Below are 17,113 nucleotides of genomic sequence, written 5' to 3' on the forward strand. Positions count from 1 at the left end.
GAAACTTAAATAGGAAAATACTGTGGAATATACAAAAAAATCTTTTGAATACGGTGGCCGTACAGTCACTATCGAAACGGGTCGTGTGGCTCGTCAAGCGACCGGTGCAGTTGTTATTGACTGTGAAGGTACAACAGCATTTGTTGCTGTAACAGGTAAGAAAGAAGTCCGAGAAGGTCAGGACTTTTTCCCGTTAACAGTAAACTACACTGAAAAAACTTATGCGGCGGGTAAAATCCCAGGCGGCTTTTTAAAGCGTGAAGCGCGTCCTTCAGACGAAGAGACATTAATCGCACGCTTGATCGACCGCCCATTACGTCCTCTTTTCCCGGACGGCTTTATGAACGAAGTTCAGGTTGTGATTACTATTGTGTCAATCAACCAGGACGTTCCAACTGAAGTGGTTGCTATGCTAGGTGCTTCAGCAGCGTTGGAAATCTCAGGCATTCCGTTTAACGGTCCTGTGGGCGCAGCTCAGGTCGGTTATCTTGATGGCAATTATGTATTGAATCCATCAGTAACTCAGCTTAAAGAATCAAAATTAGATTTAATGGTAGCTGGTACAGAAAGTGCTGTGCTAATGGTTGAGTCTGAAGCAAATGAATTGCCAGAAAACGTCATGCTTGGTGCCGTTATGTTTGGTCACCAGGAATCTCAAGTTGCCATTAAGGCGATTAAAGAGTTAGCGGCAGAAGCTGCTAAGCCAAAATGGGACTGGACTGCTCCTGAGAAAAACGTATCGCTTTATGACGCAGTTAAGGGCCATTCTTTTGCTGCAATTGAAGACGCGTATCAGATTGCTGATAAAGCTGAACGTTATGCGAAAATCAGTGAGCTACAAGGTGTAGCAGTTGAAGCTTTAGCGGGTGATGAAGAAGGCCAGCCTTCTGCGGATGACGTTAAAGACATGTTCCACTCAATTGAGAAAGAAGTGGTTCGTTCACGCATTATTTCAGGCAAGCCTCGTATCGATGGTCGTGACCCAGATATGGTTCGTGCTTTGGATATACGTACAGGCGTATTCCCTCGTACACACGGTTCGGCAATCTTTACTCGTGGCGAAACTCAGGCCATGGTTTTTGCAACTTTGGGTACTGAGCGTGATGCACAAATTAAAGACAGCATCATGGGTGAAGCGAAAGATCACTTCATGTTGCACTACAACTTCCCTCCATACTGTGTGGGCGAAACCGGTTTTATGGGTTCACCTAAGCGTCGCGAAATCGGCCATGGCCGTTTAGCTAAGCGTGGCGTAGCAGCAATGGTCCCAGGTATTGCTGAATTCCCATACACCATTCGTGTGGTTTCAGAAATTACAGAATCAAACGGTTCAAGCTCGATGGCTTCTGTTTGCGGCACCTCATTAGCATTGATGGATGCTGGTGTACCGATGAAAGCTCCGGTTGCAGGTATTGCAATGGGCTTGGTTAAAGAAGCTGATAACTTTGTGGTACTTTCGGATATCTTAGGTGATGAAGATCACTTGGGCGACATGGACTTTAAAGTTGCGGGTACTGAAAACGGTATCACTGCACTTCAGATGGACATTAAAATTGAAGGTATTACTCAGGAAATTATGGAGCAAGCCTTGCATCAAGCAAAAGGCGGTCGCTTACATATCCTGAGCGTGATGAATCAAGCAATCGACAAGCCACGTGATGATATTTCTGAATATGCACCACGTATCACTGTGATTAAAATCCCAGTGGATAAAATTTCTGAAGTGATTGGTAAAGGTGGTTCAACTATCCGTGCCTTGACTGAAGAAACTGGCGCCACCATTGAAATCAATGATGATGGTACGGTGAAAGTTGCTTCTTCGGATGCCGAGGGTGCAGCTGAAGCAGTGCGTCGCATCAAGTTGATGACTATGCCAATTGAAGCGGGCATGGAGTTTGAAGGCAAAGTTGTGCGTTTGGCTGACTTCGGTGCTTTCGTTGAAATCACTCCTGGACGTGATGGTCTGGTTCATATTTCACAAATCGCTCATGAGCGTGTGAACAAAGTAACCGACTACTTGAAAGAAGGTGACATCGTTAAAGTTAAAGTACTGGAAGTGGATCGTCAGAATCGTATTCGCTTAAGTATGAAAGCAATGATTGACCCACCTGCGCAAGAAGAAGCTCCTGCTAACGCTGAGTAACTATTGCGATAATCAGTTTGACTGATGTAAAAAAGGGAGCCTCGGCTCCCTTTTTTGTTGCTTGAAATATCAGCTTATTGAGGTGTTGCTTCAATTCGAAGAGTCACTCCCGACGAAGCGCTATAACCACGTAAACCGATGTACCAAGTGCCTGATTGAGGCGCATTGAAAGTACAGACTTCTTCGTTGCCCCACTTGTATGGACGGCAGTCATAGCTTGACGTTGTCGGAGCTGAACCGCGACGAACATATAAGTCGGCATCACCTGAACCACCAGTTATTGTGACGGTAAGATTAGAGTAGCCTTCGCCTAGTTCCTGAGTGTAGTTAGCCCAGGCATTTTGCGCTACCGAAATGTTACTGATGGTACGATCAACCGGTTGAGGGCCTGGGTCGCTCACTTCGTCATAGTTACCAACCAGAGTTACGTTTGAAAAACTTGAGTAAGCTTTAACGCGAACATAGTAGGTACCACCATCACTACCCGAGCAACTTTCAGTGTTACCGTTACGGTAAGGGCGACAGTCATAGCTGGAGTCAGTTGGCACACTGCCTTTTTTCACATAAAGGTCAGCATCACCTGAGCCACCGCTAATTGAGAAGTTAATGTTAGAGGCTCCGGTTGGAGCTTCCATACTGTAAACAATATCGTTACCAGTTGAAGCCGATAGGCCTGTTTCAGGAACGCCATTTTCTAATACCAAATCGCCAGGTGGGTCGGTTGGATCTTCGCCACAATTACGGCCTGGGCTGACATTACTGCTCACGCCTACAGCTTGCAGGGTCGCCTGCACGTCATTGACGTCATAACCCAGATCACAGGCCGAATCTAAAACACCATCACCGGCATCATCCCAGTTAGTGTTTGAGGTCCAGTAGTTACGGTTGGCCTGGGTATAAACTTCAAAGGCTTTCTTGGTATCCCAGCCAGCAGTGGTAGCTAATAAATAGAAGGCTTTGTTGTACACGCCTGAGCTATGATGAACGTCCATGCCAGAAGTAAAGTCAGATTGATGATCAATCGACTTGTTATCTTGTGGTGGATTGTTCATGTAACGAAGGGCTCCGTTGCCTTTAAAAATCTGTTCGCCCACTAAAAAGTCATTACTACCATTCATATAGAATTCGGCAGCTTCACCCGACATATCTGAGTAGGACTCATTCAGGCCGCCTGACTTTCCGCTGTAAACAAGGTTGGAGTTTTGCTGGGTGAAACCGTGGCTAACTTCGTGCGCCATAACATCCAAAGAAACCAATGGATAGAAGGTGGAAGCGCCATCACCAAAGGTCATTTGTTGGCCGTCCCAGAAGGCATTTTCATAGTTGTTGCCATAATGCACGCGAACACGCAATTTCTGGGTCAATGGGGCATCGTTAAACCAGTCGCTGAACATATTAAAGACCACGTTACCGAAGTAGTGTCCATCATTGAGTGGCGAATAGGCTCCGTTGATTTGCTTAACCGTATTTTCGGGGCAGGTGAAGCTATGAATACTGCCACCAGATGTCGAGTTGTTCATGTTGATGGTATCAACATTGCTGCTGGTCATGCTACAGGTGCTGCCAGACTGGGCTACATCGAGATAACCAAAGTCAACGCCATAGTCATAGCGGCCAGTTTTCTGATTACCGCCGGGTCCGGTTGCATCAGCTGTTTGCAGGTTTTCATAAGAGTGAATAACTTGACCTGTTTTTGCGTCAATAAACATCTGTGGGCGAGATGGCTGATCGCCGTGGGACATAAAAGTTACTGAGTAAACCAGACGTGCAATACCATCTGAATCTTGCCAAATGGCCAGCTCCGAGGATTCGTTCTCATAAATAGGAGACTGGCTTGTGGCTGTAGACGATCGCTTATGGCCTTTGGCGATTCGTAGGGCTCTTCTTTTAGAAATCTTCGGGTTTACATCGCTGATATCCAGTGCAATACCCTGCAATACAGCACCGTGGGCGAAACTTGAAACGCCGTTTTGATTGGTGGTGATAATGATATCGTCACCAAGCACTGGAACACCTTTATAGAACTGTTGGTAACGTGTGGTCACAGTACCGTTAGTGTTTTGGTATATCTTACGCGGCTTTAATGTTTCCTGAACAGACAATCCGACAAGCTGCGATGCATTGGCAGCTAAACTGGATGGAATGCTTTGCTGCTGAGCAATGGCGCTCTGGAGATTAACATTATCACGCAGTGATTGTCGTTCAGCGGCTTGGCCAACAGAAGCCAGGACGCAAAGTGATAAAGCACTGAGCGTGAATTTATAAATTGTTTTCATTGAAACTCCTTCAATATAACTATATGGAATAAGAAATAATTATGGATGTTGCTGATTCGTTATTGGTATAAGCCTGTATTTCCCCCTTAGTGCCAAACCAGAATGTAGCAACGAAAGCTAAGCTAGCAAGCGCCCGATAGCCGAACAATGTCAAATGTGAAGTACAATGTAGACTTGTGTATTCTTGTGATGAGGTGCTGGTTATGGGTGTGACTGAAAGTGAACTTGGCTTGCGATGGAATCGACTTTTATTCCCACATATGCATTAGTTTTATTAATTATTAGAGAGAATAAAAAAAGCGCCTTTCGGCGCTAAGCACAGCTTCGGAGGAGAGAGTAGGAGTCATGTCTAGCTGTGGGAGTGGGCTTCCAAGCCCTTGTTATAGTCCTTATGGGGTTGGGGGTTAGGCTTATGACTAAGGTTATCTTTTAAGCGTATGGCTATTAGTGTGCAATTGCGACTTGAGGTGCAGTGACCTCCTCAGCGTAAAAGGTTGACACCGTGCTATGAAAGCTGACTAACTGGGTTTCTACCAGATTGTAAGTTACGGTCAGGGTTGTTGATTGTCCTGGCGCAATAACCATATTGTCAGCAGTCGCGGGTTCACAACCTAAATCCGAGTCTACGGTAATTTCATAATTCACAAGAGCTGCTGGATTTGGTAGAGCAACCTGGTACTCGGCAAAAATCAATTCGTCAGTAGGGTTAGTAAAGGTTTCGGTCAAGGTGATTTGTGTTAAATCTCCAACAGTTTGAACCTGGCTATTCGATGACTCTGCTTCAAGGTAAAAAGTCTCATCATTCAGCGAGTAGTTCACGATGCCCGCAGGAACCTGCTCCGCTTCACCATGCACAACAGCATCGCCAGCTTCCACGGCAGCAGCGGCAGAAAAAACAGAAACGATAAGTGTTGCGACCAAAATGCGTTTTAGGGAAATTGTTTTCATCTTGCTTCTCCATCAATCCAAAAATTGTTTAAAGGTTTTGTCTTTCGATGGTGTTATTAAAGCGCAACAGTGTGGAGAGAAAGGCGATTGAAAAAGGCCGGTTATGGATAAATCTGGCAGAAAAAAGGCAGGGGGGAAGTGTTTGAATGATAGTTATGAGTTGAAGGAGAGAATATATAGGATGGGTTAGCATTTATGCGTAACCCATCGTTTTTATGATTGATGGGTTACGGCTACGGCCTAACCCATCCTATAAGAGCTTTATGTCTTGGCTACTACTCACTCTTCGGTTTTAAATATAAATCAAAAGTCACCGGTACGACGCGGTCAATACTGCGTAGACCTGCCAGGGACTTTAATTTATCGACGCCTTTATCCAGCTTGAGGCTGCTGGTGGTGATGATTACTGGGCTGACTGAGGTGACGCGTAGTTGGTCATCGGCGAGTGTCTGTATGATAACCGGTGCTTGGATGTCGACGGTTTCATTGCCGAGTTGGATAGCGGCTTCCAGTGTGTGCTGTGAGCTTGTGCCGGTTTTTTGAGCTTCGATCTTACTTAAATCAAAACTACCATTAACTATGAAGGCGATGTTCTTTTTGCTGTCGAACAAGTGCTCCTTCATGCGCTGATCGCGGATTTCGATATTGGTATTAACGCTATCAAGTAGAATTTCCAGAGCAAATTGGCCATTGCCGCTTAGATGCCCTTTAAGGGTTTCGAAGGTGCTGACTTCGCCAATTTGGTTATTTTTAACGGACACAAAATGTAGGTGTGAGGCGTCATTATCAAGGCTCCACTCACTGTCGTCTGAAGCGAATGCTGGTGTGCCTTGAAGCGTAAATACCGCGCTTAAGGTAATAATGACTTTAGTAAAAAAAGCGTTAGACATACTATTCTCCTGTCTTTTTTAAGTGACTCTATTGAATCACATAGGATCACTATTGGCTAAATATGGTATTGCATGACTTAGACTCTAGCAAATGGGATGTGAAAAAAATCTGGAGTTTTCAGCAAAAAAGGATTAATTTTGCGAACTTTAGTGCTTAACTTTTAGGCGGGTCAAGCAGGCCATGAATATTGTTGTTCTGGGGGTTATCTTTTTTGTACTCGTTCAGTTTGCAGTGGGGCTGTGGGCTTCGCGCAAACCGAAGAATGAGACTGACTTTCTATTGGCTGGGCGCAGGTTAAATCCCAGCCTGGCCGTATTTACCATTTTCGCGACCTGGTTTGGTGCAGAAACCTGTATTGGTGCGGCATCCTCCATCTATGAAAATGGTTTGTCGGGCGGTACCGCTGACCCCTTTGGCTTCTCGCTGTGTTTGCTGTTTATGGGCTTTGTTTTCGCTAGACCCTTATGGAAACGCAAATTCATTACTTTCGCTGACCTGTTTAAGCAACGTTACTCGGTTCGTATTGAAAAGCTGGTGGTGATTATATTAGTGCCTGCCTCAATGTTGTGGGCCGCAGCGCAGATCCGTGCTTTTGGGCAGATCCTGTCATCCCTATCAGGCTTGCAGGTTGAGTATGCCATTACCATCGCGGCCTCGGTGGTCATCATTTACACCATGCTCGGTGGTTTGTTGGCGGTGGCAGTAACTGACGTCATTCAAGCGGGATTCCTGATTGTTGGTTTGGTGTTGCTGGGTGTTTTTGTGTTTGCCAGTGGCGATCCAAATGCCAGCCTGGCTTCAGTCGATGCTACACGTTTTAGCTTTATTTCAGAAGACTCCACTCTATTACAGAAGTTTGAAGCCTGGTCGATTCCAATTTTTGGTTCGGTGCTGACGCAGGAGCTGATTACCCGCGTTCTGGCCTGTCGTAGTGCAGAAGAAGCGCGTAGCTCAACTCTGAAAGGCGGAACCTTATATTTGCTGGTGGGCTTGATTCCAGTCTATTTGGGTTTGGTCGGTTTGAACCTGATGCCGGATCTTGCTGATTCAGAGCAGCTACTGCCTGAACTGGCGAAAACCTATTTGCCGACTGTACTCTACATAATTTTCGCCGGTGCATTGGTTTCTGCAATTCTTTCAACGGTCGATAGTGCCTTATTAGCCTCCAGTTCATTGATATCGCACAACATCGTGGTGCCGCTGAGCAAGCGCAACCATGAAGTCAGCGAGCGTCAGAAGGTACTGTTCGCGCGTATCGGCATCGTGATTCTCGGCAGCCTGGCGTATTACATCGCATTGCATGCCAAAGGGGTTTATGACCTGGTAGTGACTGCCTCAGCGTTTGGTAGTGCTGGGGTGTTTGTGGTCGGCACTTTTGGTCTGTTCACCCGCTTCGGGGGCGAAATTACCGCCGGCTTGACCTTGGTCAGCGCAGCGACGGTCTGGATTCTGGGAGAATTTGTGCTCGGCTGGGCGACGCCATTCTTTATTTCACTATTAACCGGCTTTGGGGTTTACATAATCGGAGCCTTAATAGAGAGACACTTTTCAGGACCAGCAAAGGGTTTTCAGACTGCCTAAAAAATAGCCAGTCACCACTGGCTAATGTCCTTTTGCTAATGGTATAATTCGCGCCCATTTTATACAGGCTGGTAGGTACAACAACTTACCAGCTTGGTTCTATCTTATTGATTTTACGGCCAAAGAGCCAAACAGCGGTGATTGAAAGCATGAGCAAAAAGTTATTTATCAAAACCTGGGGTTGTCAGATGAACGAGTACGATTCGTCGCGTATGTCGGATCTGTTGAATAAAACTCATGGTTTGGAAGCGGCTGCATCAGCGGAAGAGGCTGATGTGGTGTTGCTGAACACTTGCTCAATCCGCGAAAAAGCGCAGGAGAAAGTTTTTTCTCAGCTTGGTCAGTGGAAAAACCTGAAAGAGAACAATCCTGATTTAATTATTGGTGTTGGCGGTTGTGTGGCGTCGCAAGAAGGCGAAGCCATTCGTCAGCGCGCACCTTATGTAGATGTTATTTTTGGACCACAAACGTTACACCGTCTGCCGGAAATGATTCTACAGGCCAGCGGCCAGAAAAAAGCCGTGGTTGATGTCAGCTTCCCAGAAATCGAAAAGTTTGACCGCTTGCCGGAACCGCGTGCCGAAGGCCCAACTGCCTTTGTTTCGGTGATGGAAGGTTGCTCGAAATATTGCTCATTCTGCGTGGTGCCGTACACTCGGGGCGAAGAAGTCAGTCGTCCGTTTGATGATGTGTTAGCCGAGTGTGCGCAACTTGCTCAGCAGGGTGTTCGTGAAATCAACTTGCTGGGTCAGAATGTAAATGCCTACCGCGGGATTACTCATGAAGGCGATACTGCAGATTTAGCAGAGTTAATTACTTTTGTGGCAGCGATTGATGGTATTGATCGCATTCGATATACAACTTCCCATCCGGTTGAGTTTTCTGAGCGTCTGATTCAGGTCTATGCGGAAGTGCCAGAATTGGTCAGCCACCTGCATTTACCAGTGCAGAGCGGTTCGGATCGCGTGTTAGCGATGATGAAGCGTGGCCATACAGTACTTGAGTACAAATCAAAAATTCGTAAGCTGCGCCAGATCCGCCCTGATATTTCGATGTCTTCAGACTTTATTATTGGTTTCCCGGGCGAATCGGAGCAAGACTTTGAAGACACCATGAATTTAATTGGTGACATTGGTTATGACCATTCATTCAGCTTTATCTACAGCGCGCGTCCCGGTACGCCAGCGGCGGATATCGTTGATGACACACCAATGGACGTTAAAAAGCAGCGTCTATCCATACTACAGCAACGCATCAATCAACAGGCTTTCTCGATTAGCCGCAACATGATTGGCACAAAGCAGAAAGTATTGGTTGAAGGCCCGTCGAAAAAAGATCCGATGGAACTGCGTGGTCGCACCGAAAATAATCGTATCGTTAACTTTGTTGGTCCGCACAGCCTGATCGGCAAATTTGCTGAAGTGACTATCACTGATGCATTCCCAAATTCATTACGCGGTGACTTCGTCACTGACGGACTGGTTCACTAAGGGACTGGTTCATAACGGACCGGCTCACAAGTCCAGTGAGCCAGTTCCGCACCGCCCGCTATACAAACAAAGGATAGTACTTGTCACAACTTACCAATCAAACATTTGAATTGCAGCCTGCTGACAATCAACGCTTGTCAGCACTCTGCGGCTACCTTGATGAACATCTTAAACATATCGAGCGCCGTCTCGGCGTAGAAGTGAATATTCGTGGCAATCAGGTCAATGTGATTGGTGAAGGTATTCACGTCGCGGCAGCGCGCCAGGTGATTGAAGCGGTTTATCAGGACACCACTAAAAAGCGAACTCTGGATAGTGCCGATGTACACTTGGCGATTCAGGAAGCTTCGGCGGATCTGGAATCACTCGAAAGTGATAAGACGCAAAGTGATGATGTTAAGTTGATGACCAAGCGTGGTTTAATCAAACCGCGTAGTCCAAACCAGAAACAATATATCCAGGCCATAAAGCACCACGACATCAGTTTTGGTATTGGCCCAGCCGGTACCGGTAAAACCTATCTTGCAGTTGCCAGCGCAGTTGATGCCTGGGAAAAGCAGCAAGTACGTCGTATCTTATTGACTCGCCCAGCGGTTGAAGCGGGTGAGCGGTTAGGTTTCCTGCCGGGTGATTTGGCGCAAAAAGTTGATCCCTATTTACGTCCATTGTATGACGCTCTGTATGAGATGTTTGGTTTTGAAAAAGTCGCCAAGTTGATGGAGCGTAGCGTGATTGAAGTTGCGCCGCTGGCTTACATGCGTGGTCGTACTTTAAACGATGCCTTTATTATTCTCGACGAAAGCCAGAACACTACGCCGGAACAGATGAAAATGTTCTTAACGCGAATTGGCTTTAATTCCAAAGCGGTTATTACCGGCGATATTACTCAGGTGGATTTGCCACGTGGTCAGCGCTCGGGCTTACGCCATGTGATTGATATTCTGCAAAAAGTTGACGGCATCAGTTTTACTTTCTTCCAATCAAAAGACGTGGTGCGGCACCCGGTGGTGCAGCGTATCGTACAAGCCTACGAAAGCTTCGACGTCAGCGAAGAAACAAAGCGAGCCAGGGCCGAACAAAAGCAGGCTGAAAAGCAGCGGTCATCAGATGATAATAATTAAGGTTTACGATGGACGTTAAACCGGTATTTAATCTGGATCTGCAAATCGCCTGCGATTCATCGAATATCCCTAGCGAAGACGATATTAAACAATGGTTGGCAACCGCCTTTGCGGTGGAAGCCGAGCAATATGGTCGAGCACAAAAGTTGGCGCAACCGTTTGAGATGACGGTACGCATCGTTGAGTCAGCCGAAAGTCAGGCGCTTAACAACGACTATCGAGGCAAAGATAAGCCGACCAATGTTTTGTCCTTTCCGTTCGAAATGCCAGAGGGCATTGAAGGCTTGGAGCTGTCGATTTTGGGCGATTTGGCGATCTGTGCTGAAGTGGTTGAGCAGGAAGCCGCCGAACAGAAAAAAGAACTGCGTTCACACTGGACACACATGGTTGTTCATGGGGGCTTGCATTTGCTAGGGTACGATCATATAAAAGATAATGAAGCGCTTGAAATGGAGTCTTTGGAAATTGATATCCTTGCGCAACTGGGTGTTGAAAATCCCTACGAAGAGCGCGATTAGCGTTTTCAGTGTGTGATTAAGACATTTTCTATAGGCAACATGAGGACAAGATAAACTGCTATGAGCGACGACAAACCTCCGTCGAGAAGCTTTTTTCAACGTTTTACTGATATTTTCACATCTGAACCACAAGATCGTCAGCAACTGGTCGATTTATTGCGGACAGCTAAAGACGACAAGCTGATCAAACCCGATTCTTTATCCATGATGGAAGGGGTGTTGCTGGTTGCAGAGATGCAAGTGCGCGACATCATGATTCCACGTTCTCAAATGGCCGTTATTCAAGAAGACATGTCGTTGGAAGATATTATTCCGATGGTCAAAGATTCGCGCCATTCCCGCTATCCTGTGGTCGGTGAAAATCGAGATGATATCGAAGGCATTATGTTAGCCAAAGAACTCTTGAGCTATGCCTTTTCCGATAATGGCGAGCGCGCTGCTTTTGATATTAAAGACGTGTTGCGTCCAGCCTATATTATTCCTGAAAGTAAGCGTCTGGATGTATTGTTGACAGAGTTTCGTTCAAAGCGTAATCACATGGCCATCGTGGTCGATGAATACGGTTGTGTATCGGGTCTGGTTACTATTGAAGATGTGTTGGAACAAATCGTCGGCGACATTGAAGATGAATTCGATGTGGACGAAGAAGAAAGCAATATCAAACAACACACCAATGGCGAATATATTGTTAAAGCGCAAACCGAAATTGGTGACTTCAATGAACGCCTCGGAGCTGATTTCCCTGAGCAGGAATTTGATACCATTGGTGGTTTGCTGGTGAATAAATTTGGTCACATGCCAGAGCGCGATGAAACCATTGCCATGGGTGACTTTGAGTTTACGATACTCAATGCCGACCAACGGCGAGTTCATCTGCTGCGCGTAAAGCCACTGGTTGAAGCACCGGTCGAAGCTTAAAAAATAAAAAACAGTAGGGTGGGCCTTGGCCCACCTTATTTTATTAGCCTAATACAGAACAACCAATATCAAATGCTGTCATCCCGCGGTACCGAGGGTATTCCCTTCGGTCACTTACCGCGGACAAAATGATCGGGAATGATTTTGAACAGCGTAGCTGGCCTTTGGTGAAATACAGGGAGGTATTTCATAATCCAGTGACTTTAAAAAAGATCTAAAATGGATTCCCGCCTTCGCGGGCGACCATAGGTGACCAAAGAAATCCCTTTAGGGGAAGTGCCCTTGGTGAATGACGAATGTGAAATATGATGTACGCAGGTACTAAATCCTAACATCAAACTCAAAGAACAACTAAGAGACAAACAATGATAACAATGGTTAAAAGCCCACAAGGCTGGCTGGGGTTAACGCTGGCACTCATCGCTGGTGCAATCTATCCACTTGGCTTTGCGCCACTTGAATGGTGGCCCGTTGCTATCTTCTCCGTTGCAATTTTCTGGTGGTTGTTGAACGGGCAAACCAGGAAATATGCCATGGCTCTTGGCTTTAGTTATGGCATGGGCTTTTTCGGTGTCGGGGTTTCCTGGGTCTATGTTTCCATCAACACATTCGGCAATGCAGCACCACCGTTAGCAGTACTGCTAACCATTCTATTTATCGCAATACTATCCTTATTTTTTGTCCTGCTCGGCTGGTTTAATGCCCGTTTCATTAACCGTTATAATCTGATCGCGCAAATCATCTTTTTTAGCACTGCGTGGCTGATTTTAGACATTGCTCGCGGTTCAGGCTTTGTCAGTTTTCCGTGGCTCTATTTAGGTTACTCCCAAACCTCCGGCCCATTATTGGGAGTCGCCAGTTATCTAGGGGTACACGGCGTAACGTTTTTACTGATAGTTATATCTTGTTTGGTAACGCTAGCACTTGCTCATAATAATAAGAAAGCTCGCTCTAATGCACTAATGATGCTTGTAGTACTATTGGTCGCCGGAACTGGCAGCAGTTTCTATGAAATTAAAAAAGAAACGACACAACAGAAGACGCTGACCATTGCATTAATTCAACCCAATATTGACCAACATAAAAAGTGGGATAAAAATTACTTTACGCCCATCGTAAAAGGGCTGTTTGATCAAACAGAAAATTACTGGGGCGCAGATCTGATCGTGTGGCCTGAAGCAGCCATTCCTGCTTTTGATACTCAAGTACCGGGAATTCTGTATGAGCTGGATGAGTTAGCAAAAGACAGTGGCAGCCAGTTCATTACCGGTATTCCGTTATTGGAAAGTCGCGAGGAATATTACGCCGGCATAAAAATGCTCGGCAACCAACAAGCCGATTACCAAAAACAACAGCTCGTGCCCTTCGGGGAATATGTGCCGCTAGGCGCATGGATTCGCGGCATGATCGACTTCTTTGATCTGCCCATGTCGAGTTTTACCCCAGGTAGCAGCGAACAAACTGCAATGAAGACCGCCAAAGCGGATTACATCCCCGCAATCTGTTACGAAATAGCCTTCTCAGGATTAATGCAGCAACTGGCTATCAGCACCGACAAAGACCAGTTTAAAGCCATCGTCACCATCAGCAACGACACCTGGTTCGGCGAATCATGGGGTCCAATACAACACTTCCAAATTGCCAAAATGCGCGCCATCGAAACCGGCCTGCCCGTCATCCGCAGCACCAACAATGGCATCACAGCCATCATCGACGACAAAGGCCGCGTCATCAACCAAATCGACCGCTTCCAAAGCAACGAACTCGCCGGCGCCTTCCTCCTTGAAAACCGTAACACCTGGTTTAGAAACTATGGGTACTGGAGCTTATTGTTAATAGTATTGGGACTATTAGGATTTGGGGTTTGGTTTAGGAAGAAATCGTAATGCTGTTTTATGGTGTTAATAGGTAGTAGAGAATGATATTAATGAAACGATTAGTAATAAGTCTTTCCTTGCTTGTATGTGCTTTCAGTTTATATGCTAAAGACTGTAATAAAGTAATAGAAAGATTCGAAGCTTCTTTTGTCAAAGAGCTTACCATGGTAGATCTTTCAGAGTTAGAGGTCTGTGCAGATAATGAATATGCACTTGACTACCTTGGTGGTGTTTATGCGCAAAAAAATGGGCCTTATTTTGATGAGGCTAAAGCAGTAAAGTTTCTAACAAAGTCTGCTCAGCTGGGTAGTATTTCAGCCAAAATAGACTTGGCAGAGAGCTACCTTTTGGGGAGTTTTACCGAAATTAACTTCGATAAAGCCAAATACTTTGCAGAAGACATCTTAAAGTCAAAAAATACCAATAATCAGTTATTTGCAAAATATATTTTGGCTTTTATAGAAGTTGAAAGAAGTTCGTCTGGAGGTAAGGCAAAACAACAAATACAGAATGATTTGTTTGCTTCAGCTAAGGCAGGATATAAAGGAGCCAGTAATTTATTATTAAAACTTAATAAAGAGAAAAGGTTGAGTTCGGAAAACAGTGAGAAAGAATTATTAAAACTGGCTGCAAGAAATGGGAATATGGATGCAAAATTCGAACTCGCATTATTTCTGCTTAAGGAGAAGGATATAAAAGGTCTGTCTTATATTTTTGAATTGGCACATGCAGATTACCTTGATGCACAAAAATACCTGGTTAAGTATTTCCGTCATAAAAATGAAAGAGACTCAATGCTGTATTGGATGAAGGTTGCTGCTAAAAATGGCGATCCAGTAGTAAGCAATAATTATGGTGCAGAAATATTAGTAAGTAATACAAGAAAAATGCAACTAACAGAAGAGGATGATGCAATAAAATACTTTTATTATGCAGCTAATAGTGGCGTGAAAGAGGCATATTGATAATATTGGTCATCATTATAAGTTTTTTTATTGTCAAACTAAGGAAGAGTATTTTTATAGAAAAGCTATAGAAAATTATAAGCAAGGAACTTTGCCAGAAAGGTCGAAGCTAAATCAGCAAGAGTTATGCCAGTAGGGGATAGTTAGACACTAATGAGAAAAGATACCATTAAGTTCTTTATGTTATGCGGGATCTTTTTAATGATCGGTACGGGCTATTTAAGAAATTTATTGCCCTCCAACCTGATAGCCTCAATCTTTGTCGTGTTATGGATTGAAGTATTTGTATTGTTCATAAAGTTACTCCAAGCGAAACGATAGGAACCAAGAGTAGTGTGCGTCACGACGCACCTGGTGTTTACAGAGGGTTTTAACAATGAAATATCTAAAGCTATTGCTTCTAGTATTAGTAGCAGCCCAAATCATATCATGCACTGAAGATAGCAATAGCCGCTGTAAAAAAATAAAAGGGATTGCTGAACAAGTTCGATTACCCAAACAAATAGAGCTGCATGAGACCGCAAACAATAAAGAGATAGAGTGGTATGCGTACGATGAGGAGCTTAAACTTCCTAAGACCGATAAAGAAGCAAGCATTGTTGTTAATAGACTTGGCAAGACAGAACCAGGGCCAACATTTACAGTAACAGAATCAGATATTCGTGAGCAGGGTATTCCAGAAGACTACTGGGGGCAGCTAATCTTTTTGATAGAGGGTATAAGTGAGGGAGAATTTACTGAGGTGAGCTGTGGTGGTAATAAATACTATACGCTACTTCTAGCATCTGTCGGTACAGAAGTTTTTAATACATACTCAACTGGGAATTTGTACTGGTCAAAAGAGAAAGAATATTTTTTTTATGCATTTTATTACCCGAAGACATTTAGCGCTGCAATACTGTTGATGTTTTCAGTTAATGACTCAATATACAGCATAGAAATCAAGTCTAATGACAAGAACTGGAACTACTTAGTGGCAGAGGAAATCTTAAGTTTAAATAAATACTAGTGAATGGGAACAAAGTATATCTTTAAATTGTGAATGATGGATGATATTTTAGGTCTTCACTATGTTCAAAGTGCAGTCAAACCAACATGTTTATTCTAACCCCATGAAATCGAAGACTTAGATACTTTTCTAAGAGTAGAGATAACGGGGAGTTGATAAATTTATTTGTGATACAAAAGCTGATTAGATATGTTTTTAAAAGAAGGAAGGCAGTAGCTTTAGCCTCACTACATTTGTTGGAAGTTCTGAGTAGAACTTATAAGAATATATTTGGGAATAAAAATATTAGAGGAATTATGCATTGAAGAAAATTATTATTATTTTATGTTCGTTGTTGACTATTTCCTGCTCAGGTAAATACAAATTAGAGCCGAACAGCGAATACTCTCCTTTGAAGAGTAATGAAGGGTATTTGGGTTTAGTAATAAATACACTAGATCCATTGTACTCTATCCAAATGTTGAATGTTGATACTGATGAAGCTTTTTATATTGGAAGTGTAAAAAAGGGTATTAGTCAGATTACCTTGCAACTACAAGAAGGCGAGTATTGCTTTATTGGATTCGATGTATATAACTTGCGTGTTGATTATAAAGACAAAGGGTTCTGTACCTATATTGAAGCCAATGAGTTAAATTATTTTAGTGAATTCATGGTGAGAGACCCTATAACCAGGTCTTATCCTAACTATAAGAAATATATTGATCTATTGAGAGTTGATCATCCAGAACTATGCAAACAATTTGTTAACAGTGAGTGCTCAATATGAAAACTTTAGTCTCTTTTTTACTACTTATTTATTCTTCTCTATTGAGTGCTAGTGAGAATGAAGGCGCTTGCAAAAAGCTCGACACCTTTTTTCCTTATAAAGCTGGAATAGTAGCAGAGCGGTCAGGTGAAATAGAATATGCTTTTGATATTTTTTGCGATTTGGCATTTAAAGGTGATTATCGGGCGCAATTCAAACTTGCACAATTTTACAGTAATGGAATTGAGGGCTATATTGAGCCCAATCAAATATTTGCAGTGGTATGGGCGAAAATAGCTAATGCAAAAATAGTAACGAGAAGAAAGAGTGACTTTATTGAGCAGTTGGTTAGTGAGTTGCCAGAGAAAGAGGTTGAGGAAAGTAATAAGTTGTATACCGCTGCAATCAGAGCCGTCCCGACTGGAATTAGAATTGATATGAAGTACAAGCCACTCGATTTAAAAAAGATATTGGAAGAGCACAACAAAAAGCAATTGTACACAGGCTCGCGAATAAAAAGAAAAGAGCCACCTCCAGGGTTGGGTATCATAAAGTAAAAATCGGTAGGAGAGTAAGAGCAAGCACAGCTTTTTCAGGTTGTGCTTGCCCTAGAGACATCACCGCTCTA

The 17,113-nt window shown here is 44.1% G+C and carries 14 protein-coding genes; 11 read left to right on the forward strand and 3 right to left on the reverse strand.

Features of this window, described 5'->3' with window-relative positions; genetic code table 11:
- Positions 1 to 22: 22 nt before the first annotated feature.
- Complete coding sequence (gene pnp / locus ACYTXU_RS00070; RefSeq protein WP_462207450.1) at positions 23 to 2,143, forward strand: polyribonucleotide nucleotidyltransferase; 2,121 nt, start codon at positions 23 to 25, stop codon at positions 2,141 to 2,143.
- A 74-nt stretch (positions 2,144 to 2,217) separates the two neighbouring features.
- Here pnp and ACYTXU_RS00075 read toward each other — a convergent pair whose 3' ends face one another.
- From ACYTXU_RS00075 to ACYTXU_RS00085, 3 genes are all read right to left on the reverse strand, one after another.
- Positions 2,218 to 4,419: a M4 family metallopeptidase gene (locus ACYTXU_RS00075; RefSeq protein ID WP_462207451.1), complete on the reverse strand. Its 2,202-nt coding sequence runs from the start codon at positions 4,417 to 4,419 to the stop codon at positions 2,218 to 2,220.
- A gap of 444 nt (positions 4,420 to 4,863) precedes the next feature.
- A complete protein-coding gene (locus tag ACYTXU_RS00080) occupies positions 4,864 to 5,367 on the reverse strand; it encodes a hypothetical protein (protein WP_462207452.1) in 504 nt (167 codons plus the stop codon).
- Positions 5,368 to 5,642: 275 nt separating this feature from the next.
- On the reverse strand, positions 5,643 to 6,257 hold the full coding sequence (locus tag ACYTXU_RS00085) for a YceI family protein (RefSeq protein ID WP_462207453.1): 615 nt from the start codon (positions 6,255 to 6,257) through the stop codon (positions 5,643 to 5,645).
- 181 nt (positions 6,258 to 6,438) lie between these two features.
- Here ACYTXU_RS00085 and ACYTXU_RS00090 point away from each other — a divergent pair, with 181 nt between their 5' ends.
- The 10 genes from ACYTXU_RS00090 (at position 6,439) to ACYTXU_RS00135 (ending at position 17,042) form a co-directional block, all read left to right on the forward strand.
- Positions 6,439 to 7,839: a high affinity choline transporter 1 gene (locus ACYTXU_RS00090; RefSeq protein ID WP_462207454.1), complete on the forward strand. Its 1,401-nt coding sequence runs from the start codon at positions 6,439 to 6,441 to the stop codon at positions 7,837 to 7,839.
- Between the two features lie 149 nt (positions 7,840 to 7,988).
- On the forward strand, positions 7,989 to 9,329 hold the full coding sequence (miaB, locus tag ACYTXU_RS00095; RefSeq protein WP_462207456.1) for a tRNA (N6-isopentenyl adenosine(37)-C2)-methylthiotransferase MiaB: 1,341 nt from the start codon (positions 7,989 to 7,991) through the stop codon (positions 9,327 to 9,329).
- An 80-nt stretch (positions 9,330 to 9,409) separates the two neighbouring features.
- A complete protein-coding gene (locus tag ACYTXU_RS00100) occupies positions 9,410 to 10,450 on the forward strand; it encodes a PhoH family protein (protein WP_462207457.1) in 1,041 nt (346 codons plus the stop codon).
- Between the two features lie 8 nt (positions 10,451 to 10,458).
- Complete coding sequence (ybeY, locus tag ACYTXU_RS00105) at positions 10,459 to 10,968, forward strand: rRNA maturation RNase YbeY (protein WP_462207459.1); 510 nt, start codon at positions 10,459 to 10,461, stop codon at positions 10,966 to 10,968.
- Positions 10,969 to 11,028: 60 nt separating this feature from the next.
- Entirely contained in the window at positions 11,029 to 11,886 is an 858-nt protein-coding gene (locus tag ACYTXU_RS00110) for an HlyC/CorC family transporter (RefSeq protein ID WP_417445390.1), read from the forward strand.
- A 365-nt stretch (positions 11,887 to 12,251) separates the two neighbouring features.
- Positions 12,252 to 13,772: an apolipoprotein N-acyltransferase gene (lnt, locus tag ACYTXU_RS00115; protein WP_462207460.1), complete on the forward strand. Its 1,521-nt coding sequence runs from the start codon at positions 12,252 to 12,254 to the stop codon at positions 13,770 to 13,772.
- A gap of 41 nt (positions 13,773 to 13,813) precedes the next feature.
- Entirely contained in the window at positions 13,814 to 14,728 is a 915-nt protein-coding gene (locus ACYTXU_RS00120; RefSeq protein WP_462207461.1) for an SEL1-like repeat protein, read from the forward strand.
- Positions 14,729 to 15,104: 376 nt separating this feature from the next.
- Positions 15,105 to 15,737 carry a hypothetical protein gene (locus ACYTXU_RS00125; protein WP_462207463.1) on the forward strand — a complete coding sequence of 211 codons (633 nt, stop codon included), beginning with the start codon at positions 15,105 to 15,107 and terminating at the stop codon, positions 15,735 to 15,737.
- A 301-nt stretch (positions 15,738 to 16,038) separates the two neighbouring features.
- On the forward strand, positions 16,039 to 16,506 hold the full coding sequence (locus ACYTXU_RS00130; RefSeq protein ID WP_462207465.1) for a hypothetical protein: 468 nt from the start codon (positions 16,039 to 16,041) through the stop codon (positions 16,504 to 16,506).
- Positions 16,503 to 17,042, forward strand: a complete 540-nt coding sequence (locus ACYTXU_RS00135; RefSeq protein ID WP_462207466.1) for a hypothetical protein — start codon at positions 16,503 to 16,505, stop codon at positions 17,040 to 17,042. Before ACYTXU_RS00130 ends, ACYTXU_RS00135 begins: the two co-directional genes overlap by 4 nt.
- The last annotated feature ends 71 nt before the right edge of the window (positions 17,043 to 17,113 follow it).

Source organism: Kangiella sp. M94, assembly GCF_054926195.1.

What these genes read in the sequence shown, in the direction of transcription:
- ACYTXU_RS00125 (WP_462207463.1), top strand. Translation starts at nt 15,105, where the DNA reads ATGAAATATCTAAAGCTATTGCTTCTAGTATTAGTAGCAGCCCAAATC.
- ACYTXU_RS00120 (WP_462207461.1), top strand. Translation starts at nt 13,814, where the DNA reads ATGAAACGATTAGTAATAAGTCTTTCCTTGCTTGTATGTGCTTTCAGT.
- ACYTXU_RS00085 (WP_462207453.1), bottom strand. Translation starts at nt 6,257, where the DNA reads ATGTCTAACGCTTTTTTTACTAAAGTCATTATTACCTTAAGCGCGGTA.
- ACYTXU_RS00110 (WP_417445390.1), top strand. Translation starts at nt 11,029, where the DNA reads ATGAGCGACGACAAACCTCCGTCGAGAAGCTTTTTTCAACGTTTTACT.
- ACYTXU_RS00080 (WP_462207452.1), bottom strand. Translation starts at nt 5,367, where the DNA reads ATGAAAACAATTTCCCTAAAACGCATTTTGGTCGCAACACTTATCGTT.
- ybeY (WP_462207459.1), top strand. Translation starts at nt 10,459, where the DNA reads ATGGACGTTAAACCGGTATTTAATCTGGATCTGCAAATCGCCTGCGAT.
- ACYTXU_RS00090 (WP_462207454.1), top strand. Translation starts at nt 6,439, where the DNA reads ATGAATATTGTTGTTCTGGGGGTTATCTTTTTTGTACTCGTTCAGTTT.
- ACYTXU_RS00075 (WP_462207451.1), bottom strand. Translation starts at nt 4,419, where the DNA reads ATGAAAACAATTTATAAATTCACGCTCAGTGCTTTATCACTTTGCGTC.
- ACYTXU_RS00135 (WP_462207466.1), top strand. Translation starts at nt 16,503, where the DNA reads ATGAAAACTTTAGTCTCTTTTTTACTACTTATTTATTCTTCTCTATTG.
- miaB (WP_462207456.1), top strand. Translation starts at nt 7,989, where the DNA reads ATGAGCAAAAAGTTATTTATCAAAACCTGGGGTTGTCAGATGAACGAG.
- lnt (WP_462207460.1), top strand. Translation starts at nt 12,252, where the DNA reads ATGATAACAATGGTTAAAAGCCCACAAGGCTGGCTGGGGTTAACGCTG.